Below are 19,871 nucleotides of genomic sequence, written 5' to 3'. Positions count from 1 at the left end.
GAAGTGAACGACACGATGAAGAAGAAGAGAGCCGCACATGGACTTCCTTCGCCCCGCCAGCTGGGAGGAGGCGCTCGCCGCTAAGGCCGAGTTCCCCACAGCTGTGCCGATTGCGGGTGGCACCGATGTGATGGTCGAGATCAACTTCGACCACCGTCGGCCGGAGTACCTCCTGGACCTGAACCGCATCGGTCTCCTGCGGGAGTGGGAGGTCGGCGAGGACGTGGTTCGTCTGGGCGCCTCCGTCCCGTACACGCAGATCATGGAGAACCTCCGCACGGAGCTTCCGGGACTCGCGCTCGCCTCGCACACGGTCGCGTCCCCGCAGATCCGCAACCGCGGCGGTGTCGGAGGCAACCTCGGTTGCGCCTCTCCGGCCGGCGACTCCCACCCGGCGCTCCTCGCGGCCGGTGCCGAGGTCGAGGTGGAGTCCGTACGCGGCTCCCGCCTGATCCCGATCGACGAGTTCTACACCGGCGTCAAGCGCAACGCGCTCGCCGCCGACGAGCTCATCAAGACCGTCCACATCAAGAAGGCGGACGGCCCCCAGCAGTACTCCAAGGTCGGCTCCCGCAACGCGATGGTCATCGCGGTCTGCGCGTTCGGCCTGGCGCTGCACCCGCAGACCCGCACGGTCCGCACCGGCATCGGATCGGCCGCGCCGACCCCGATCCGGGCGAAGGCCGCCGAGGAGTTCCTGAACGCCGCGCTCGAAGAGGGCGGTTTCTGGGAGTCCGGCAAGGTCATCACCCCGTCGATCGCCAAGCAGTTCGGTGACCTCGCCTCCGGCGCGGCCAACCCGATCGACGACGTCCGCGGCACGGCGAAGTACCGCCGTCACGCTGTAGGCATCATGGCTCGCCGCCAGCTCGTCTGGACCTGGGAGCAGTACCGCGGCACCACCGGCCGCTCGCTTGAAGGGGCTGCGTAATCATGCGCGTCAATTTCACTGTCAACGGCCGTCCGCAGGAAGCCGACGACGTCTGGGAGGGTGAGTCCCTCCTCTACGTCCTGCGCGAGCGCATGGGCCTGCCCGGTTCGAAGAACGCCTGCGAGCAGGGCGAGTGCGGTTCCTGCACCGTCCGCCTCGACGGCGTGCCGGTCTGTTCCTGTCTCGTCGCCGCCGGCCAGGTCGAGGGCCGCGACGTCGTGACCGTCGAGGGCCTGGCGGAGTTCTCCAAGCAGCGCGAGCAGCACGGCCACGGCGGTGCCTGTGGCACCGGCGGCGGCTGCGGCGGCCAGGGCGGCGTCACCCTGGACGCGGCCAAGCAGTGGCAGGCCAAGCCCGCGGGCGACTCGCAGACCGGCGAGGGCGTGGAGCTCTCCACCATCCAGCAGGCGTTCATCGACGCCGGCGCCGTCCAGTGCGGTTTCTGCACCCCGGGCCTCCTGGTCCAGGCCGACGCGCTGCTGGAGGAGAACTCCTCCCCGTCCGACCAGGACATCCGTGAGGCCCTGTCCGGCAACCTCTGCCGCTGCACGGGCTACGAGAAGATCCTCGACGCGGTCCGCCTCGCGGCCGCCCGTCAGGGAGAGGCGGTCTGACCATGGCTCAGAACACGCGCACGGTTCCGGCGGGTACGCCGACCAACGTCACGCAGAAGCACAACAAGGGCGGCATCGGCGAGTCCACGCTGCGCCCCGACGGCACCCTCAAGGTGACCGGCGAGTTCGCCTACTCCTCGGACATGTGGCACGAGGACATGCTCTGGGGCCAGACGCTCCGCAGCACCGTCGCCCACGCCGAGATCGTCTCCATCGACATCTCCGAGGCCCTCGCGCTGCCCGGCGTCTACTCGATCCTGACGTACGACGACCTGCCGGCCGAGATGAAGAACTACGGCCTGGAGATCCAGGACACCCCGGTCCTGGCCAACGGACGGGTGCGCCACCACGGGGAGCCGGTCGCCCTCGTGGCCGCCGACCACCCGGAGACCGCCCGCCGCGCGGCCGCCAAGATCAAGATCGACTACCGTGAGCTGCCGCTCGTCACGGACGAGGCCTCCGCCCTCGCCGAGGGCGCGCCGCTGATCCACGAGGGCCGCGACGACCACCACATCGGCCACGTCCCGCACCCGAACATCGTGCACCGCCAGCCGATCATCCGCGGCAACGTGGAGGAGGCCCGCAAGCGCGCGGACGTCATCGTCGAGGGCGAGTACACCTTCGGCATGCAGGACCAGGCCTTCCTCGGCCCGGAGTCCGGCCTGGCCGTGCCCTCCGAGGACGGCGGCGTCGAACTGTACGTCGCCACCCAGTGGCTGCACTCGGACCTCAAGCAGATCGCCCCCGTCCTCGGCCTGCCCGAGGAGAAGGTCCGGATGACGCTCTCGGGCGTCGGCGGTGCCTTCGGCGGCCGCGAGGACATCTCGATGCAGATCCACGCCTGCCTGCTGGCCCTGGCCACGAACAAGCCGGTCAAGATCGTCTACAACCGGTTCGAGTCCTTCTTCGGCCACGTGCACCGCCACCCCGCGAAGCTCTACTACGAGCACGGTGCCACCAAGGACGGCAAGCTCACGCACATGAAGTGCAAGATCGTCCTGGACGGCGGCGCCTACGCGTCCGCCTCCCCGGCGGTCGTGGGCAACGCGTCCTCCCTCTCGGTGGGTCCGTACGTCCTGGAGGACGTGGACATCGAGGCGATCGCGCTCTACACGAACAACCCGCCCTGCGGCGCGATGCGCGGCTTCGGCGCCGTCCAGGCCTGCTTCGCGTACGAGGCCCAGATGGACAAGCTCGCGGCGAAGCTGGGCATGGACCCGGTCGAGTTCCGCCAGCTGAACGCCATGGAGATGGGCACGGTCATGCCCACCGGCCAGGTCGTGGACGCCCCGGCGCCCGTCGCCGAGCTGCTCCGCCGCGTGAAGTCCCGTCCGCTGCCGCCGGAGCGCCAGTGGGAGTCGGCCGGTGAGGGCGCGGACGTCCGCGCGCTGCCCGGCGGCCTCTCCAACACCACGCACGGCGAGGGCGTCGTCCGCGGCGTCGGCTACGCGGTCGGCATCAAGAACGTCGGCTTCTCCGAGGGCTTCGACGACTACTCGACCGCCCGGGTACGCCTGGAGGTCATCAACGGCGAGCCCGTCGCGATGGTCCACACGGCGATGGCGGAGGTCGGCCAGGGCGGCATCACCGTCCACGCGCAGATCGCCCGTACCGAGCTGGGCGTCACGCAGGTGACCATCCACCCGGCCGACACCCAGGTCGGCTCCGCCGGTTCCACGTCCGCCTCGCGGCAGACGTACATGACCGGTGGCGCGGTGAAGAACACCTGTGAGGCGGTCCGCGAGGCGCTGCTGGAGATCGGCCGCCGCAAGAACGGCTCGTACCACCCCGCGTGGGCGACCGCCGAGCTGCTGCTCGAAGGCGGCAAGATCGTCACCGACGGAGGCGAGGTCCTCGCGGACATCGCCGAGATCCTCGGCGACGAGGCCATCGACCTCGAGCTCGAGTACCGCCACCACCCGACCGTCCCCTTCGACCTGGTCACCGGCCAGGGCAACGGGCACGTCCAGTACACCTTCGCCGCGCACCGCGCGGTCGTCGAGGTGGACACCGAGCTGGGCCTGGTCAAGGTCGTCGAGCTGGCGACCGCCCAGGACGTCGGCAAGGCGCTCAACATGCTCTCCGTGGTCGGCCAGATCCAGGGTGGCACCACCCAGGGCCTCGGCGTGGCGATCATGGAAGAGATCATCGTGGACCCGAAGACCGCGAAGGTGCGCAACCCCTCCTTCACGGACTACCTGATCCCGACCATCCTCGACACCCCGACCATCCCGGTCGACGTCCTGGAGCTCGCCGACCCGAAGGCGCCGTACGGCCTGCGCGGCATGGGCGAGGCCCCGACCCTCTCGTCCACCCCGGCCGTCCTCGCGGCGATCCGGCAGGCGACCGGTCTGGAGATCAACAAGACGCCGATCCGTCCGGAAGCCCTCACCGGCACCCTCTAGGACGGCGCGGTCCGGGGGCCGAGAGGCCCCCGGACCCCCCAAGACTCTCCGGGCGGTGTGACCCGGGAACGTCACACTTCCACCCACACCGCCCGGAGTACACGAAGTACCGCACCGCTCGCGGTCCCTTCACCCGCAGTACCCCTGCGACCCCCCCCCGTAGTACCAGCGGTAACCCCCGCACTACCCGCAGTACACGCAGTGAACATTCGCGTCGCCTCGGGCCGTCACCCCGGGTCGTGCAGCCAACGGAGTTTCCCAAATCCCGCGTCTCCAATCTTCATGCGGGTGCCCCTTTGAACCTTGGGAGTTAGGCACCATGACCCAATCGTCTGTGGAGCCCAAGACCAGTGCGGAAGAGGCCGGCGACGGCTCTCGGAACCCCGCCGGACGGTCTTGGCTCGATCGGTACTTCCACATAACGCTCAGAGGATCCAACGTCGGCAACGAGGTTCGTGGCGGTATCACGACCTTCATGGCCATGGCGTACATCCTGCTCCTCAACCCCCTGCTCCTCTCGGGCAAGGACGTCGAGGGCACCACGATGGCCGCCTCGGCGATCATCACCGCCACGGCGTTCGCCGCGGCCGTCACCACCCTGCTGATGGGCTTCGTCGGAAAGGTGCCGCTGGCTCTCGCCGCCGGCCTCTCGGTGTCCGGCGTACTGGCCTCGCAGGTGGCCCCGCAGATGACCTGGCCGCAGGCCATGGGCATGTGCGTGGTCTATGGCGTCGTGATCTGTCTCCTGGTCGTCACCGGCCTCCGAGAGATGATCATGAACGCGATCCCGCTCGCGCTCAAGCACGCGATCACCATGGGCATCGGCCTGTTCGTCGCCCTGATCGGCTTCGTCAAGGCGGGCTTCGTCGGCAACGGCGGGGAGTTCATGCCCCCCGTCCAGCTCGGCGCCACCGGTGAGCTCTCCGGCTGGCCCGTCCTGCTCTTCGCCGTCACCCTGATCGCCATCTTCATGCTCCAGGCCCGCAAGGTGCCCGGCGCGATCCTGATCGGCATCGTCGGCGGCACGGTCTTGGCCGCGATCCTCAACGCCATCGTCGACATCGACCCGAAGGCCTGGAAGAACGGCTCGCCGGAGCTCGAGGGCTCCGCGATCTCCATGCCCGACTTCTCGCTCTTCGGCGACGTCAGCTTCGGCGGCTGGGGCGACGTCGGCTACATGACCGTCGGCATGATCGTCTTCACCCTGGTGCTCGCCGGCTTCTTCGACGCGATGGCCACCATCATCGGCGTCGGCACCGAGGCAAAGCTGGCCGACGACAAGGGCCGCATGCCGGGCCTGTCGAAGGCGCTGTTCATCGACGGCGCCGGCGGCGCCATCGGCGGCGTCGCGGGCGGCTCCGGCCAGACCGTGTTCGTCGAGTCGGCCACGGGCGTCGGCGAGGGAGCCCGTACCGGTCTCGCCTCGGTCGTCACCGGCCTGTTCTTCGCCGCGTGCCTCTTCTTCACCCCCATCACGCAGATCGTCCCCGGCGAGGTGGCCTCCGCGGCCCTGGTCGTCATCGGCGCGATGATGATGCAGAACGCCCGCCACGTGGACTGGGCCGACAGCGCGACCGCCATCCCGGTCTTCCTGACCGTCGTGATCATGCCCTTCACGTACTCGATCACGGCCGGCGTCGCCGCCGGTGTCATCTCCTACGTCGCCATCAAGGTGGCGCAGGGCAAGGCGCGCGAGATCGGCGCCTTCATGTGGGCGCTGGCCGGAATCTTCCTGGTCTTCTTCGCGCTGCACCCCATCGAGGGATGGCTGGGCGTCGGCTAGGCCCCGCCGTGACCCGTACCTGACCCTCCACGCATCCGATACTGGAACCGAACCCCTCCGAGGAGGCCCCCATGCTGGACATCGCCGAAGAACTGAACCGGTGGGTCGAGCAGGGACGTGACTTCGCCGTCGCCACGGTCGTGGCGGTCGGCGGGAGCGCGCCCCGCCAGCCTGGGGCCGCCCTCGCCGTCGACGGCGAGGGCACGGCGATCGGCTCGGTGTCCGGTGGATGCGTGGAGGGCGCGGTGTACGAGCTGTGCCGACAGGCGCTCGAGGACGGCGAGACCGTCACCGAGCGCTTCGGGTACAGCGACGACGATGCCTTCGCGGTGGGTCTGACCTGCGGCGGGATCATCGACATCCTCGTCACCCCGGTGCCCGTCGGCTCCGCCGCCCGGGAGGTGCTCGCGGCCGCGCTGGCCGCCGCCGCCCGGGGTGAGGCCGCGGCGGTCGCGCGGGTAGCCGAGGGCCCGGACGAGCTCATGGGCCGCGCCGTGCTCGTCCGTACCGAGGGGGCCCACGAGGGCGGCTTCGGCGGACACCCCGAGCTGGACCGCACCATCGCCGAGGAGGCCCGCGCCATGCTCGACGCCGGCCGGACCGGCGTGCTGGAGATCGGGGCCGACGGCAGGCTCTGCGGAGAGCCGCTGAAGGTGCTGGTCGAGTCCAGCGTCCCGCCGCCGCGCATGATCGTCTTCGGCGCCATCGACTTCGCCTCCGCCCTCGTGCGCATCGGCACGTTCCTCGGCTACCGGGTCACCGTGTGCGACGCCCGGCCCGTCTTCGCGACGAAGGCCCGCTTCCCCGAGGCCCACGAGGTCGTCGTCGACTGGCCCCACCGCTACCTGGAGGCCACCGAGGTCGACGGCCGGACGGTCCTGTGCGTGCTCACCCACGACGCCAAGTTCGACGTCCCGCTCCTCGAAACCGCCCTCCGGCTCCCCGTCGCCTACGTCGGAGCCATGGGCTCCCGCCGCACCCATGAGGACCGCAACAAGCGGCTCCGCGAGGTCGGCGTGACCGAGCTGGAACTGGCCCGCCTGCGCTCCCCGATCGGGCTGGACCTCGGCGCCCGCTCCCCGGAGGAGACCGCGCTGTCCATCGCCGCCGAGATCGTCGCCAACCGCCGCGGCGGCACCGGGGTCGCGCTCACCGGCGCGCACATCCCGATCCACCCGGACGCCTCCAGCACGGTGATCGGCCGCATAGGCTCCGTCGCTTGAAGAGCGGATCCCGCGACGCAGGCCCCGGCGCCTGAACGCCGAACGTGAGAAAAGGGCGCCACCCGCAGGGGTTGCGCCCTTTCGGCGTTTCCCTTACCTTACCGGCCGGTAACAGGAGGCACCTTCTCCATCCCTTCCCCGTATCGGAGTCGAACGGATGTCACGCACCCTGCGCACCCTGGGCCTGCTCGCCGCGGCCACCCTGCTGGCCGCCGCGGGACCGGCGACAGCCGCTCCCGCCGCGGGACCGGCGCCCGCACCTCCCGCCGACGGGCTGCGGGAGGTGCTCTTCGTCGGCAACAACTGGGAGGGCACCGCCGACGTCCTGGACTCCACCGGCAGCCTCGGCAAGGTCGGCCGGATCAACGTGATCCCCGACAAGGCGGAGCGGCTCCGCGAGATCTACCTCAACCCGGTCCGGCTCGCCTTCTTCCTCGGCGTCCGGGAAACCGCCGGCGAGGGCCACGACCAGTTCGTGGACGACATGTACACCACCCCCGACGGCACCGCCGTCGTGGTCTCCCGGCCCAGCTTCGCCGACGTCGTCTCCATCGACGTGCGCTCGGGAAGGATCAACTGGCGCTTTCCCGTCGCCGGTTTCCGCTCCGACCACATGGCGGTCTCGCCCGACGGAGCCCGCGTGGCGGTCTCCGCCTCCACCGCCAACACCGTCCACGTCCTCGACATCGCGACCGGCCGCGGGCTCGGCTCGTTCCGGACCGGGGACAAGCCGCACGAGAACACCTTCACGCGCGACGGCCGGTTCCTCTGGAACAGCTCCATCGGCGAGGTGAACACCGCCCTCGACGCACCGTGGCTGGACTGGACGAAGGGCGACCGGAAGATCACCGTCGTCGACGCGCACACCTTCCGGACGGTCCGCGTCATCGACATGCGCGAGCGCCTCGACGCCTTCGGCCGCCCGGACCTCTCCGACGCCGTCCGGCCGGTGTCCTTCAGCCCGGACGAGTCGAAGCTGTACTTCCAGGTGTCGTTCTTCAACGGTTTCCTGGAGTACGACGTGGCCACCGACCGGATCACCCGGCTCAAGACCCTCCCCGGCAACCCGGACACCAGCGCCGACCGGACCACCTGGGTCAACGACTCCCGGCACCACGGCATGTCCATGAGCCCGGACGGCGCCAGGCTCTGCGTCGCGGGCACCATGGACGACTACGCGACCGTCGTGGACCGGGCCACCCTCGCCGAAGGTCCGCTGGTGCCCGCCGACAAGCCGTACTGGGCCACGGTCGACGGAGACGGCACCGCCTGCGTCATCTCCGAGAGCGGTTCCGACCAGGTCACCGCCATCGACTTCGCGACCGGCCTCAAGCGGGTCTCCGTCCCCGTCGGGGACCACCCGCAGCGGATCCGGATCGGGCACGTCCCGGCCGGATGGACCGGCCCCGCGGCGCGCTGACCCGTTCGCGGTCGCCCCGTGGTCGCCGGGCGGGCACATCCGGCCATTATGGGGCGACCGGTCCGCCATGACCGATTAGTCTCGCGATCATGGTGGACATCCGCGAGGTACCCGAGTCCGACATCGACCGTGCTCTGGAGCTCGCGTACCTGGTCTTCCACGACCGGCCCGAGAAGGAGCGCCGCGAGAAGCACCACGCGCTCCTCACCCGCTGCGAGCGGCTCGGCGCGTACGAGGGCGGCTCCCTCGTCGGGTTCATGGCCGCGCACGACTTCCGGCTCTCCGTACCCGGCGCGGACCTGCCCTGCCCCGGGCTCACCTTCGTGTCCGTGGCCCCCACCCACCGCCGACGCGGGGTCCTCACCGCCCTGATGGCCGGGCAGCTGCGCCGTACGGCGGCCGCGGGCCGGCCGCTCGCCGCCCTGTGGGCCTCCGAGGCCGCCATCTACGGCCGCTTCGGATTCGGCGGCGCCACCACCGGCGTCACCGTCGAGATCGACTCCACCCGCCCGCTCGCCCTGCGGATCGCCCCCGACCGGCGCCCGCTGCGGCTCCTCGGCGCGGACGAGGTGCTGGCCGCCGCCGGACCCCTCCACGAGCGCGCCCGCGCGCTGCGGGCCGGCCGCCCGACCCGCGACGCCGAGCGCTGGACCGAGGAGTGGCTTTCCGAACAGGACGAGGAAGATGAGGAGTTGGGTCCGCCCCGGGTCATCGTCCTGGGGGATCCCGGCGAGCCCGTCGCCGGGTACGTCCTCTACCGCACCAAGCCCGAGGGCGGCGGCGACGGTACCGGGCGCACCCTCGGGCTGGTCCGCGTCGACGAGCTGGAGGCCGGCACCCCGGCGGTCGCCGCGGCCCTGTGGGAATGCGTCGCCGCCCTCGACCTGACCGGCCGGGTCCGGGCCTGGGGCCGCCCGGCCGACGACCCGCTGCTCCACTTCGCGGCCGACCGGGACCAGGTGCGCGTCACCGCCCAGTTCCCGGCGCTCTGGCTGCGGCTGGTCGACGTACGGGCGGCGCTGACGGCGCGCACCTGGGCCGCGCCGGTGGAACTGGTGCTGGAGCTGACGGACGCGCGGCTCCCCGCGAACGCCGGACGGTTCCGGCTCAAGGCCGGCCCGGACGGCGCCGCGTACGATCCGGCCCGAGCCGCCCCCGACCTGGCGCTGGACGTACGGGAGCTGGCCGCCTGTTACCTGGGCGGGACCCGGGCCGTCGAACTCGTCGCCGCGGGGCTGGTCGCCGAGCCCACGCCGGGAGCGGCGGCGGCGCTGGACGCGGCCCTGCGGACGGATCTGCTGCCGCACACCGCCGACGAGTTCTGAGGCGTACGGCTCCCGGACCCGAGGGGGCGGTGGCGGGGGCGGGCGAGCGGACCGCCCCCGCCACCGCCCCCGGACCGGGCGAGGACCCGGCACGATCCGGAAGAGACGGCCTAGGCGGGCAGCGAGATGCGGGCCGCGGACATGCCGAAGTCCGAGGCCCAGATGCCGGTGGACAGCCCGTCGGGCAGCGCGTGCAGGTCCTGTGGACGGTAACGGGCGATCTTCTCATGCCAGTTGAGGATGCCCGCGTGCCAGTCCTTCAGCTCGCCGACGTACGCGTCGAGGGCGGACCGTGCTTCCGCGCTCAGCTTCCAGTCGTCGTAGAGCAGCGGCAGCTGGTTCGCCACGATGTGCTCGAACTCCTCGGTGCGCTGCGTCATCAGCGCGTGGCAGATGTGCAGCGCCCGCGGGTAGTCGATGTCGAAGAAGTTCCGGGTGACGAGGACGTAGTTGTGCACCTCCCCCTCGACCTCGACCTCCTTCTGGTACGAGTAGATGTCGTTGATCAGGCAGGCGGCGTCCGAGACGGCGTTCTCCAGCGACCGGATGGTTCCGGAGGCGTAGATCTCCTCCGGGATGCCCCGGCCCTGGTGGCCGAGCCGGCACAGGTACATCGTCAACCGGCTGCCGAAGGTGCTGCGCCGCATCTCGGCGTAGTCCACCGGGTCCGGGACGCGGTTCTGGATCTGGTTGTCCACCTCCCAGAGCCAGGCCTCCAGCATGTCCACCAGGGTGTCGCGGAACTCGGTGCGCTGCTCCGTGGACATGCCGGCGCTCGTGCGCACCCACAGGTCGCCGAGCCCGCGCTCCATGGCCGTCGCCGGGGCGGGCTGCTCGGCGTGGTCCACGGGGATCATGGCGATCAGGCGCGCCGTGGCGGCCTTCGCGGCGGGCAGGTTCCGGGCCTGGGCGAAGACCACCGGGTAGTAGTCGTCCCCGTACGTGCCCCAGCTCAGCCAGCACGCGTTCAGGACGAGCGCCTCGGGGGTGGCGTCGGGGTCGATCCCCGCCGAGCAGACCGCGAAGTCGTAGCCCCGCAGCTTCTGTTCGTTCCAGATCGCCGAGCCGGGGTCGCCGGGCTGCGGGTCCAGCATGCCCATCCGCCCGCACCACGCCACCGACTCCTCGCGCGCGTGCGCCAGGTGGGGGCTGAGGGTCAGCGGGTGCGGCATGTAGATGTCGGGGATGACGGACGGGCCGGTCTTCTGGAACGGGACGTGGGTGAAGGAGCGCCGGCGCATCTCCATGGAGCGCCGCGTGAAGACCGACCGGAGGTCGAGCGCGGTGGTGCCGAGCCCGGCCGGGAGGAAGGGGAGGGTCAGGGGCGCGGTGGCCTTCGCCTCCTTGTTCATGTAGCGGCTGGAGACCATGTGCCACTCGTGGCCGCCGGACTGCCAGTCCTGGAGGCCCTTGGCGTAGGCGAGGACGGCCGCGATCTCGGCCGGGTCCATCGCGTGGTCGGCGAACAGCTGGGGCAGCTCGGCGAGGGCGGTCTGCTCGAACTGCTGGAGGCGGGAGGTGAGCAGGTCGTTGGAGGCGTCGGCGGCCTCCTGGGTGGAGCAGCCGAGGAAGGTCTCCAGCACCAGGATGGCGTTGGAGAGCTCGCCCTCGTCGGCGACCTCGCGCTCGTAGGAGAAGATGTCGTTCCTGATGTGGACGGCGTCGGAGAAGGAGTCGCGCAGCACCCCGAGCGGCCGCGAGTGCGCCACGCGCGCCGGGACCTCGGCGGAGACGTACTCGACGAGGCCGGCCGACCAGGGGGCGCCGCCCACCTTGCGGCGCATCTCGATGTATTCGAGGGGGTTCGACACCCGACCGATGTTGATGTTGGCGAGTTCCCACATCGACTCGTCGAGGAGGTTCTTCGTGGACTCGGAGAACCGTTCCCGCCAGTGCGCGGACATCGCCGGGACGGTCCGCGCCCACAGGTCGGCGAGCCCGGCCTCGACCGGGTTGGTGGGCTCGGGGAACCCGTCGGACAGGTCCATGGGCATGAAGGCCGCGAGCCTGTCGAGGTACGCCTTGGCGCCCTCGCGGTCCTGCGAGCGCTTGTACATCTCCAGGAAGTGGTCGTCGAAGAAGAACACCCACACGTACCAGTCGGTGACCAGCGACAGCGCGTCGCTGTCGCAGTCGGGGTGCGTGTACGAGCAGAGCAGCGCGTAGTCGTGCGAGTCGAGATCGCTCTCCTCCCAGACGCCGGAGCCCTCCAGCATTCCGAGGTCGCGCGCCCACGTCTTGGTGTGTACCCGCGCGTCCTCCAGGTGGGGGTTCAGTCGCGCCGGATAAGGCACGTAGAAATCCGGCAGTTGAAACGGCTGCGTCACGGCAGGGTCGGCCCTTCGTCCATGGGTACGGGGACCGGTTGGGCCCGGCCCCCGCACGAGATCAGCAGTGCCCTACCCGTGCTGCAGCCGGCCTAAGGGGTAGTTCACCGCATCAGGTGACGGACCCGCCGTTCCGCGGCGCGGCGGCCCCGCACCCGGTACGGGGGGCGGGACGGCCTTCACCGTGGAGACCGGGGCGCGGCCCCGCGGGGGGCACCCCGGGGGCGGGCTACTCCGCCTCGCCCTCCAGGTTGCCCTCCGTGTCCAGGTACACCTGGCGCAGTGCTTCGAGGACCTGCGGGTCCGGCTTCTCCCACATGCCGCGGGACTCGGCCTCCAGCAGCCGCTCCGCGATGCCGTGCAGGGCCCATGGGTTGGCCTCCTCCAGGAAGGCGCGGTTCTCGGGGTCCAGGACGTACGTCTCCGTCAGCTTGTCGTACATCCAGTCCGCCACCACGCCGGTCGTGGCGTCGTAGCCGAAGAGGTAGTCGACCGTCGCCGCCAGCTCGAAGGCGCCCTTGTACCCGTGGCGGCGCATCGCCTCGATCCACTTCGGGTTCACCACGCGGGCGCGGAAGACGCGGGACGTCTCCTCCACCAGGGTGCGGGTCTTGACCGTCTCCGGGCGGGTGGAGTCGCCGATGTACGCCTCGGGGGCCGTGCCGCGCAGCGCGCGCACCGTGGCCACCATGCCGCCGTGGTACTGGAAGTAGTCGTCCGAGTCCGCGATGTCGTGCTCGCGGGTGTCCGTGTTCTTCGCGGCCACCGTGATCCGCTTGTACGCCGTCTCCATCTCGGCGCGCGCCGGACGGCCCTCCAGGCCGCGGCCGTACGCGTACCCGCCCCACACCGTGTAGACCTCCGCGAGGTCGGCGTCCGTGCGCCAGTCGCGGGAGTCGATCAGCTGGAGGATGCCCGCCCCGTACGTCCCCGGGCGCGAGCCGAAGATCCGGGTCGTGGCGCGCCGCTCGTCGCCGTGCTCGGCCAGGTCCGCCTGGGCGTGGGCGCGGACGTAGTTGTCCGACGCCGGCTCGTCCAGCGAGGCCGCGAGCCGCACCGCGTCGTCCAGCAGGCCGATGACGTGGGGGAACGCGTCGCGGAAGAAGCCCGAGATGCGCAGCGTGACGTCGATGCGGGGGCGGCCCAGCTCCGCGAGCGGAATCGGTTCGATGCCGGTGACGCGCCGCGAGGCCTCGTCCCATACCGGGCGAACGCCCATCAGGGACAGGGCCTCCGCGATGTCGTCGCCGGAGGTGCGCATGGCGCTGGTGCCCCACAGGGACAGGCCGACGGACGCGGGCCACTCGCCGTTGTCCGTGCGGTAGCGGGTCAGCAGCGACTCCGCCAGGGCCTGGCCGGTCTCCCAGGCGAGTCGCGACGGGACGGCCTTGGGGTCGACGGAGTAGAAGTTGCGGCCGGTCGGCAGGACGTTCACCAGGCCGCGCAGCGGCGAGCCCGAGGGGCCGGCCGGGACGAACGAGCCGTCCAGGGCGCTCACCACGTGCGCGATCTCGTCCACCGTGCCCGCGAGGCGGGGAACCACCTCCCGCGCCGCGAAGGCGAGGACCGCGGCGACGTCGGCCGAGTGCCCCCCGGCGACCGCCGCGACGGCCTCCGGGGACCAGTCCGCGTCCTCCATCGCCTGCACCAGGGCGCGGGCCGTCTCCTCGACGGCGTCCGCCGAGGTGCGGGTGGCCGCGGACTCGTCCAGGCCCAGCGCCTCGCGCAGGCCCGGCAGGGCCGTCGTCCCGCCCCAGATCTGGCGGGCGCGCAGGATCGCCAGGACCAGGTTGACCCGGGCCGCACCCGTCGGGGCGCCGCCCAGGACGTGCAGTCCGTCGCGGATCTGGGCGTCCTTGATCTCGCACAGCCAGCCGTCGACGTGCAGCAGGAAGTCGTCGAAGCCCTCGTCGTCGGGACGCTCGTCAAGACCGAGGTCGTGGTCGAGCTTCGCGGCCTGGATCAGGGTCCAGATCTGGGCGCGGATGGCCGGCAGCTTCGCCGGGTCCATCGCCGAGATCTGCGCGTACTCGTCGAGGTGCTGCTCCAGGCGCGCGATGTCCCCGTACGACTCCGCGCGCGCCATCGGCGGCACCAGGTGGTCGATCAGGGTGGCGTGCACGCGGCGCTTGGCCTGCGTGCCCTCGCCCGGGTCGTTGACCAGGAAGGGGTAGATCAGCGGAAGGTCGCCGAGGGCGGCGTCGGGCGCGCAGGCCGCGGACAGGCCCGCGTTCTTGCCCGGCAGCCACTCCAGGTTGCCGTGCTTGCCCAGGTGGATCATCGCGTCGGCGCCGAATCCGCCGTCCTCCGTGCGGGCCTGGATCCAGCGGTACGCGGCCAGGTAGTGGTGCGAGGGCGGCAGGTCCGGGTCGTGGTAGATCGCGATCGGGTTCTCGCCGAAGCCGCGCGGCGGCTGGATCAGGATGAGGAGGTTCCCGCGGCGCAGGGCCGCCAGGACGATGTCGCCCTCCGGATTCGAGGACCGGTCGACGAACATCTCGCCCGGCGCCTCGCCCCAGTGCCGCTCGACGCTCTCGCGCAGCTCGGCGGGGAGCTGCGCGAACCAGCGCCGGTAGTCGGCGGCCGGGATGCGGACCGGATTGCGGGCCAGCTGCTCCTCGGTCAGCCAGTCCTGGTCGTGGCCGCCGGCCTCGATGAGGGCGCGGATCAGCTCGTCGCCGTCGCCCGACACCAGGCCCGGGATCCCCTCGACGGGACCGAAGTCGTACCCGCCGGCGATCAGCGTGCGCAGCAGCTCGACGGCGCTGGCCGGGGTGTCCAGGCCGACCGCGTTGCCGATGCGGGAGTGCTTGGTCGGGTACGCGGAGAGAACCAGCGCGACCTTCTTGTCGCGGCGGGCGATGTGCCGCAGCCGCGCGTGGCGCACGGCGATCCCCGCGACGCGGGCGGCCCGCTCGGGGTCGGCCACGTAGGCGGGCAGGCCGTCCGCGTCGAACTCCTTGAAGGAGAACGGAACGGTGATCAGACGGCCGTCGAACTCGGGCACGGCGACCTGGGTGGCGGAGTCCAGGGGGGAGAGGCCCTCGTCGTTCTCCTCCCAGTTGCTGCGCGAGCCGGTCAGGCACAGGGCCTGCAGGATCGGTACGCCGAGGGAGGCGAGGGCGCCCGCGTCCCAGGACTCGTCGTCGCCGCCGGCCGAGGCGGTCGCGGGCTTGGTGCCGCCGGCCGCCAGGACGGTGGTGACCACGGCGTCGACCCCCTGGAGCGCGGCCAGCAGCTCCGGCTCGGGGGCGCGCAGGGAGGACACGTACAGCGGCACGGGCTGCGCGTCGTGAGCCTCCACGGCCTCGCACAGGGCGTGCACGAAGGCGGTGTTGCCGCTCATCTGGTGGGCGCGGTAGTACAGCACGGCGACCCGGGGGCCGTCGGTCCGGCCGGCGGTGCGCTCCAGCGGGCCCCAGGTCGGGGAGGCCGCGGGCGGCTCGAAGCCGTGGCCGGTCAGCAGGACCGTGTCGGAGAGGAAACGGGCCAGCTGGCCGAGGTTGGCGGGGCCGCCGTGGGCGAGGTAGCCGTGGGCCTCGGCCGCGATGCCGATCGGGACCGTGGAGGCCTCCATCAGCTGCGCGTCCGGGGCCTGCTCACCGGTCAGGACCACGACCGGGCGGTGCTGGTCGGGGGCCAGCAGTACGTCGAGGCCCTCCTGCCAGGCGCGGAGGCCGCCGAGGAGGCGTACGACGACGAGGCCGACCCCGTCGAGGAGGCCGGGCAGGTCGTCGAGGGGAAGGCGGGAGGGGTTCGCGAACCGGTACGGCACGGGGCCGTCCGCCGTGTTCGCGGCGCGGGCGCTGAGCAGATCGGTGTCGGACGTCGACAGCAGCAGGATCATGCGGCGGCAGGCCTTCCTCGGGGTTTCCGCGCCCCGGGCAGTGAGGTCGGCGGGAGTTCCTGACTCACCCCGCCGAGCGCTGCGCGGGGTTCACAGTGGCGGGACCGCGCCGGAATCGCACCGGGCTTCCTCCCAGATCGCCGTCCTCGGCGATGGCGGGCCGAGCGGCCTGCCGGTGGTCATCCTAGGTGGCGTGATCCCTGGCCGGGAGTGGGGGGCTGGTCCCGCCGGTCCGCGGGCGTCCGTTGGGGCTGACGGGTCCGTCTGGGGCGGGGCTGCCGGGGCTGCCTGGGCGGGTGGGGGTGTCGGTTCGCCGGCGGCGGGCGTGCGGGTCGGTGCGGCGGGGTCCGGTCCCCGGTGCTCCGCCCCGGACCCCGCGCCTCACACGCCGGCGGGGCTGGACGGGGCTGGTGACCGGCTGTTCGCGCGCGGGCGGTGTGCCGGGCTCCGGGGTGGTGACGGACACAGGTCGGGGGGCGGGAATCGTGGGTATGCTCGCCGCCATGCCCCCGCCCCCGCCCGCCTCCGCCGTGCCGCGCGACGAACCCGTCATACGGGACCGCGGTGACGCCTGCCCCGGCGCGCTGCGGCTGCACACGGCCGACGACGGGTTCCTGGCGCGGGTGCGCATCCCCGGCGGGCTGCTCGACGGCCGGGCCGCCCTGGCCCTGGCGCAGGCCGCGCAGCGACTCGGCGACGGCCACCTCGATCTCACCTCGCGCGGCAACGTACAGCTGCGCGGCCTCGGGGCGAGCTGCGGCGGCGAGCTGGCGGAGCTGCTGGCGGCAGTCGGGCTGTTGCCCGCCCCCGCCCACGAGCGGGTCCGCAACGTCGTCGCGTCGCCGCTGACCGGCCTGGACGGACGCGGGCTGCCCGACGTGGCGCCCTGGGTTCCGGAACTGGACGGACTGCTGTGCGCCGACCCGGCCGCGGCCGCCCTGTCCGGACGCTTCCTCTTCGCCCTCGACGACGGCCGCGGCGACGTCGCCTCCCTCGCCGCGGACGTGAACCTCACCGCGCGGGACCACGGCCGGGCCCTGCTGTGGACGGCCGGCTCGCGCGACGGCGCGCTCGTCGCCGCGTCGGACGCCCCCCGGGCCGCCCTGGTGGCCGCCGCGTACTTCCTCGACGCGGCCCGCGAAGCCGGCACCCGCGCCTGGCGGGTGAACGAGCTGCCCCCCGAACACGCCCTGTCCTGCGCCCGGTTGACCGTACGGCTCGTCGCCGCCGGGATCGCCGCCGAGCGCGCCCCCGTGCCCGCCCGGCAGGCCGGCGCCCCGGCCGCGCCCGAACCGGGCCTCGTGTCCGGCCCCGGCGGGACCGCCGCGCTGTCCGTCCTGGCGCCCTTCGGGCGGCTGACCGGTGACCAGTGGCGCCGCCTGGCCGGTCTCACGGGACGGCTCCGCCTCACGCCCTGGCGCGGGATCGTCGTCCCGGGCCTGCCCGCCGACCGTGCCGGCCTGGCCCTCGCCGGGCTCGCCGACGCCGGTCTGATCACCGCCGCCGACGACCCCCGACGGTCCGTCACCGCCTGTACGGGGCGGCCCGGTTGCGCCAAGTCCCTCGCGGACGTGCGCGCCGACGCGGCCGCCGTCGTCCACGCGTCCCGCGGCCCCCTGCCCGTGCACTGGTCCGGCTGCGAGCGCCGGTGCGGCCACCCGCGGGGGACCGCCTGGGTCGACGCCCTCGCCACCGCGGACGGCTACCGCCTCTCCGTGCACGGACGGCCCCTGCCGTACCGTCCCGACCTGGCCGCCGCCCTCACGGCAGCCCGCACCACCTCCGAAGACGCAGTGAAGAGATGAGCGAGTACACAGTGTTCGAGTACGAGAAGGACGGCGCCGCGATCTACCGCCAGTCCTTTGCCACGATCCGTGCCGAGGCCGACCTCTCCGGGCTGCCCGCCTCGGTCGCCCAGGTCGCGGTGCGCATGATTCACGCCTGCGGGATGACCGACCTTCCGCAGGACCTCGGGTACACCCCCGAGGTGGTGCTGAGGGCACGCGCCGCCCTGGAGGCGGGCGCGCCGGTCCTGTGCGACGTGCAGATGGTCGCCAGCGGTGTCACGCGCACACGGCTGCCCGCAGGCAACGACGTGATCTGCACCCTCTCCGATCCCTCCGTGCCGGACCTGGCGGCGAGGATGGGCACCACGCGCAGCGCCGCCGCACTCGAAGTGTGGCGTGAACGGGGCCTGTTGGAGGGCTCGGTCATCGCCGTCGGCAACGCGCCGACCGCGCTGTTCCGGCTGCTGGAGATGATCGAGGAGGGCGCTCCGCGTCCCGCCGCCGTCATCGGCGTGCCCGTCGGCTTCATCGGTGCGGCGGAATCCAAGGACGCCCTCGCCGCGCACCCCTCCGGGCTCGACCACCTGATCGTGCGGGGCCGCCGCGGCGGCAGCGCCATCGCGGCCGCCGCCGTCAACGCCATCGCGAGCGTGGCCGAATGAGCGCCGCCGTCGAACAGGCCGCCGAGCCGACCGCCGAGTCGACCGCGGGACGCCTCTACGGCGTCGGACTCGGCCCCGGCGACCCCTCCCTGATGACCCTGCGCGCGGTCGAGGCGATCGCCGCCGCGGACGTCGTCGCCTACCACAGCGCCCGGCACGGCCGTTCCATCGCCCGTTCCATCGCCGCGAAGCACCTGCGCGAGGACCACGTCGAGGAGCCGCTGGTCTACCCGGTCACCACCGAGACCACCGACCACCCCGGCGGCTACCAGGGCGCGATGGACGAGTTCTACGAGTCCGCCGCCGCCCGCCTGGCCGCGCACCTGGACGCCGGCCGGAACGTCGCCGTGCTCGCGGAGGGCGACCCGCTCTTCTACAGCTCGTACATGCACATGCACAAGCGGCTCGCGCACCGGTACGACACCGAGGTCATCCCCGGCGTCACCTCCGTGAGCGCCGCCGCCGCCCGCCTCGGCACGCCGCTCGTCGAGGGCGAGGAGGTGCTGACGATCCTGCCCGGCACCCTGCCCGAGGACGAGATCGCCGCGCGTCTCGCCGCCACCGACTCGGCGGTCGTCATGAAGCTCGGCCGCACCTTCCCCGCCGTCCTGGGGGCCATGGAGCGCAGCGGCCGGCTCGCCGAGGCCCGCTACGTGGAGCGCGCCACCATGGACGGGGAGCGCACCGGCATCCTCGCCGACACCGATCCCGGGTCCGTCCCGTACTTCGCCGTCGCCGTCGTCCCCAGCCGGATCGGCAACCCGGGCAGCGTGCCGTCCGGGCCCGGCGGGGTCGTGGTCGTCGGCACCGGCCCGGCGGGCCCGCTGTGGCTCACCCCGGAGACCCGGCGGGCGCTGGCCGACGCCGAGGTGCTGGTCGGCTACACCACCTACCTGGACCGGGTGCCGGTCAAGCCGGGCCAGGTGCGGCACGGCTCGGACAACAAGGTGGAGTCCGAGCGCGCCGAGTTCGCCCTCGACCTGGCCCGCCGCGGGCGGCGGGTGGCCGTGGTCTCCGGCGGCGACCCGGGCGTCTTCGCCATGGCCACCGCCGTCCTGGAGGCCGCGGCGCAGCCGGAGTACGCGGACGTGCCCGTACGGGTCCTGCCCGGGGTGACCGCCGCCAACGCGGCCGCGGCCGCCGCCGGGGCCCCGCTCGGCCACGACTACGCCACCGTCTCCCTCTCGGACCGGCTCAAGCCGTGGGAGGTCATCGCGGAGCGGCTGCGCGCCGCCGCGGCGGCCGATCTGGTGCTCGCCCTGTACAACCCCGGTTCGCGGACCCGTACCTGGCAGGTCGCGCAGGCCCGCGAACTGCTGCTGGAGCTGCGCTCGCCGCAGACCCCGGTGGTCGTGGCGCGGGACGTGGGCGGGCCGGAGCAGTCGGTGCGGATCGTCACGCTCGCCGAACTGGAGCCGTCCGAGGTCGACATGCGCACGATCCTGCTGATCGGCTCCTCGCAGACCCGGGTCACGGACCGCCCCGACGGCTCCCGCCTCACTTGGACGCCCCGCCGCTACGGCTGACCCCCACCCCCCCACCCCCCC

Annotated in this window: 12 protein-coding genes and 1 riboswitch; of the genes, 10 read left to right on the top strand and 2 right to left on the bottom strand. The window is 72.5% G+C overall.

The features are described from left to right. Nucleotides 1-37 precede the first annotated feature (37 nt). The 7 genes from ACFWW8_RS14705 (at nucleotide 38) to ACFWW8_RS14675 (ending at nucleotide 9,701) form a co-directional block, all read left to right on the top strand. Nucleotides 38-931 carry a xanthine dehydrogenase family protein subunit M gene (locus ACFWW8_RS14705; protein ID WP_267720136.1) on the top strand — a complete coding sequence of 298 codons (894 nt, stop codon included), beginning with the start codon at nucleotides 38-40 and terminating at the stop codon, nucleotides 929-931. Nucleotides 932-933: 2 nt separating this feature from the next. Continuing rightward, the gene (locus ACFWW8_RS14700; RefSeq protein WP_386528278.1) at nucleotides 934-1,545 is read left to right on the top strand and encodes a (2Fe-2S)-binding protein; all 612 of its coding nucleotides are present in this window, start codon (nucleotides 934-936) and stop codon (nucleotides 1,543-1,545) included. Nucleotides 1,546-1,547: 2 nt separating this feature from the next. After that, nucleotides 1,548-3,950 (top strand): xanthine dehydrogenase subunit D, encoded by a 2,403-nt coding sequence (gene pucD / locus ACFWW8_RS14695; protein WP_386528277.1) that lies wholly within the window; start codon nucleotides 1,548-1,550, stop codon nucleotides 3,948-3,950. A 319-nt stretch (nucleotides 3,951-4,269) separates the two neighbouring features. After that, the gene (locus ACFWW8_RS14690; RefSeq protein ID WP_386528274.1) at nucleotides 4,270-5,733 is read left to right on the top strand and encodes an NCS2 family permease; all 1,464 of its coding nucleotides are present in this window, start codon (nucleotides 4,270-4,272) and stop codon (nucleotides 5,731-5,733) included. Between the two features lie 71 nt (nucleotides 5,734-5,804). Next, entirely contained in the window at nucleotides 5,805-6,956 is a 1,152-nt protein-coding gene (locus ACFWW8_RS14685; protein WP_386528272.1) for an XdhC family protein, read from the top strand. Nucleotides 6,957-7,113: 157 nt separating this feature from the next. Continuing rightward, on the top strand, nucleotides 7,114-8,376 hold the full coding sequence (locus tag ACFWW8_RS14680; RefSeq protein WP_386528269.1) for a YncE family protein: 1,263 nt from the start codon (nucleotides 7,114-7,116) through the stop codon (nucleotides 8,374-8,376). An 89-nt stretch (nucleotides 8,377-8,465) separates the two neighbouring features. Continuing rightward, a complete protein-coding gene (locus ACFWW8_RS14675) occupies nucleotides 8,466-9,701 on the top strand; it encodes a GNAT family N-acetyltransferase (RefSeq protein ID WP_386528266.1) in 1,236 nt (411 codons plus the stop codon). A 110-nt stretch (nucleotides 9,702-9,811) separates the two neighbouring features. On the opposite strand, the gene ACFWW8_RS14670 is transcribed toward ACFWW8_RS14675, so the two are convergent. Both ACFWW8_RS14670 and cobN read right to left on the bottom strand, forming a co-directional pair. Then, entirely contained in the window at nucleotides 9,812-12,028 is a 2,217-nt protein-coding gene (locus tag ACFWW8_RS14670; RefSeq protein ID WP_386528264.1) for a germacradienol/geosmin synthase, read from the bottom strand. A gap of 229 nt (nucleotides 12,029-12,257) precedes the next feature. After that, nucleotides 12,258-15,875: a cobaltochelatase subunit CobN gene (gene cobN, locus ACFWW8_RS14665; RefSeq protein WP_386528261.1), complete on the bottom strand. Its 3,618-nt coding sequence runs from the start codon at nucleotides 15,873-15,875 to the stop codon at nucleotides 12,258-12,260. A 53-nt stretch (nucleotides 15,876-15,928) separates the two neighbouring features. Then, nucleotides 15,929-16,007: riboswitch (cobalamin riboswitch) on the bottom strand. A 371-nt stretch (nucleotides 16,008-16,378) separates the two neighbouring features. Here cobN and cobG point away from each other — a divergent pair. Genes cobG through ACFWW8_RS14650 form a run of 3 tightly spaced genes read left to right on the top strand, consistent with a single transcriptional unit; the run spans nucleotide 16,379 to nucleotide 19,850 of the window. After that, complete coding sequence (gene cobG / locus ACFWW8_RS14660; RefSeq protein ID WP_386528258.1) at nucleotides 16,379-17,680, top strand: precorrin-3B synthase; 1,302 nt, start codon at nucleotides 16,379-16,381, stop codon at nucleotides 17,678-17,680. Next, nucleotides 17,677-18,324 (top strand): precorrin-8X methylmutase, encoded by a 648-nt coding sequence (locus ACFWW8_RS14655; protein WP_386528256.1) that lies wholly within the window; start codon nucleotides 17,677-17,679, stop codon nucleotides 18,322-18,324. The genes cobG and ACFWW8_RS14655 overlap by 4 nt, the downstream gene beginning before the upstream one ends. Further along, complete coding sequence (locus ACFWW8_RS14650) at nucleotides 18,321-19,850, top strand: precorrin-2 C(20)-methyltransferase (RefSeq protein WP_386528254.1); 1,530 nt, start codon at nucleotides 18,321-18,323, stop codon at nucleotides 19,848-19,850. The genes ACFWW8_RS14655 and ACFWW8_RS14650 overlap by 4 nt, the downstream gene beginning before the upstream one ends. Nucleotides 19,851-19,871: the final 21 nt, after the last annotated feature.

The sequence above is a fragment of the Streptomyces sp. NPDC058701 genome (assembly GCF_042715295.1).
Lineage (GTDB): Bacteria > Actinomycetota > Actinomycetes > Streptomycetales > Streptomycetaceae > Streptomyces.
Note: the sequence above shows the minus strand (reverse complement) of the source record. Positions and strands in the feature narration are given on the sequence as shown.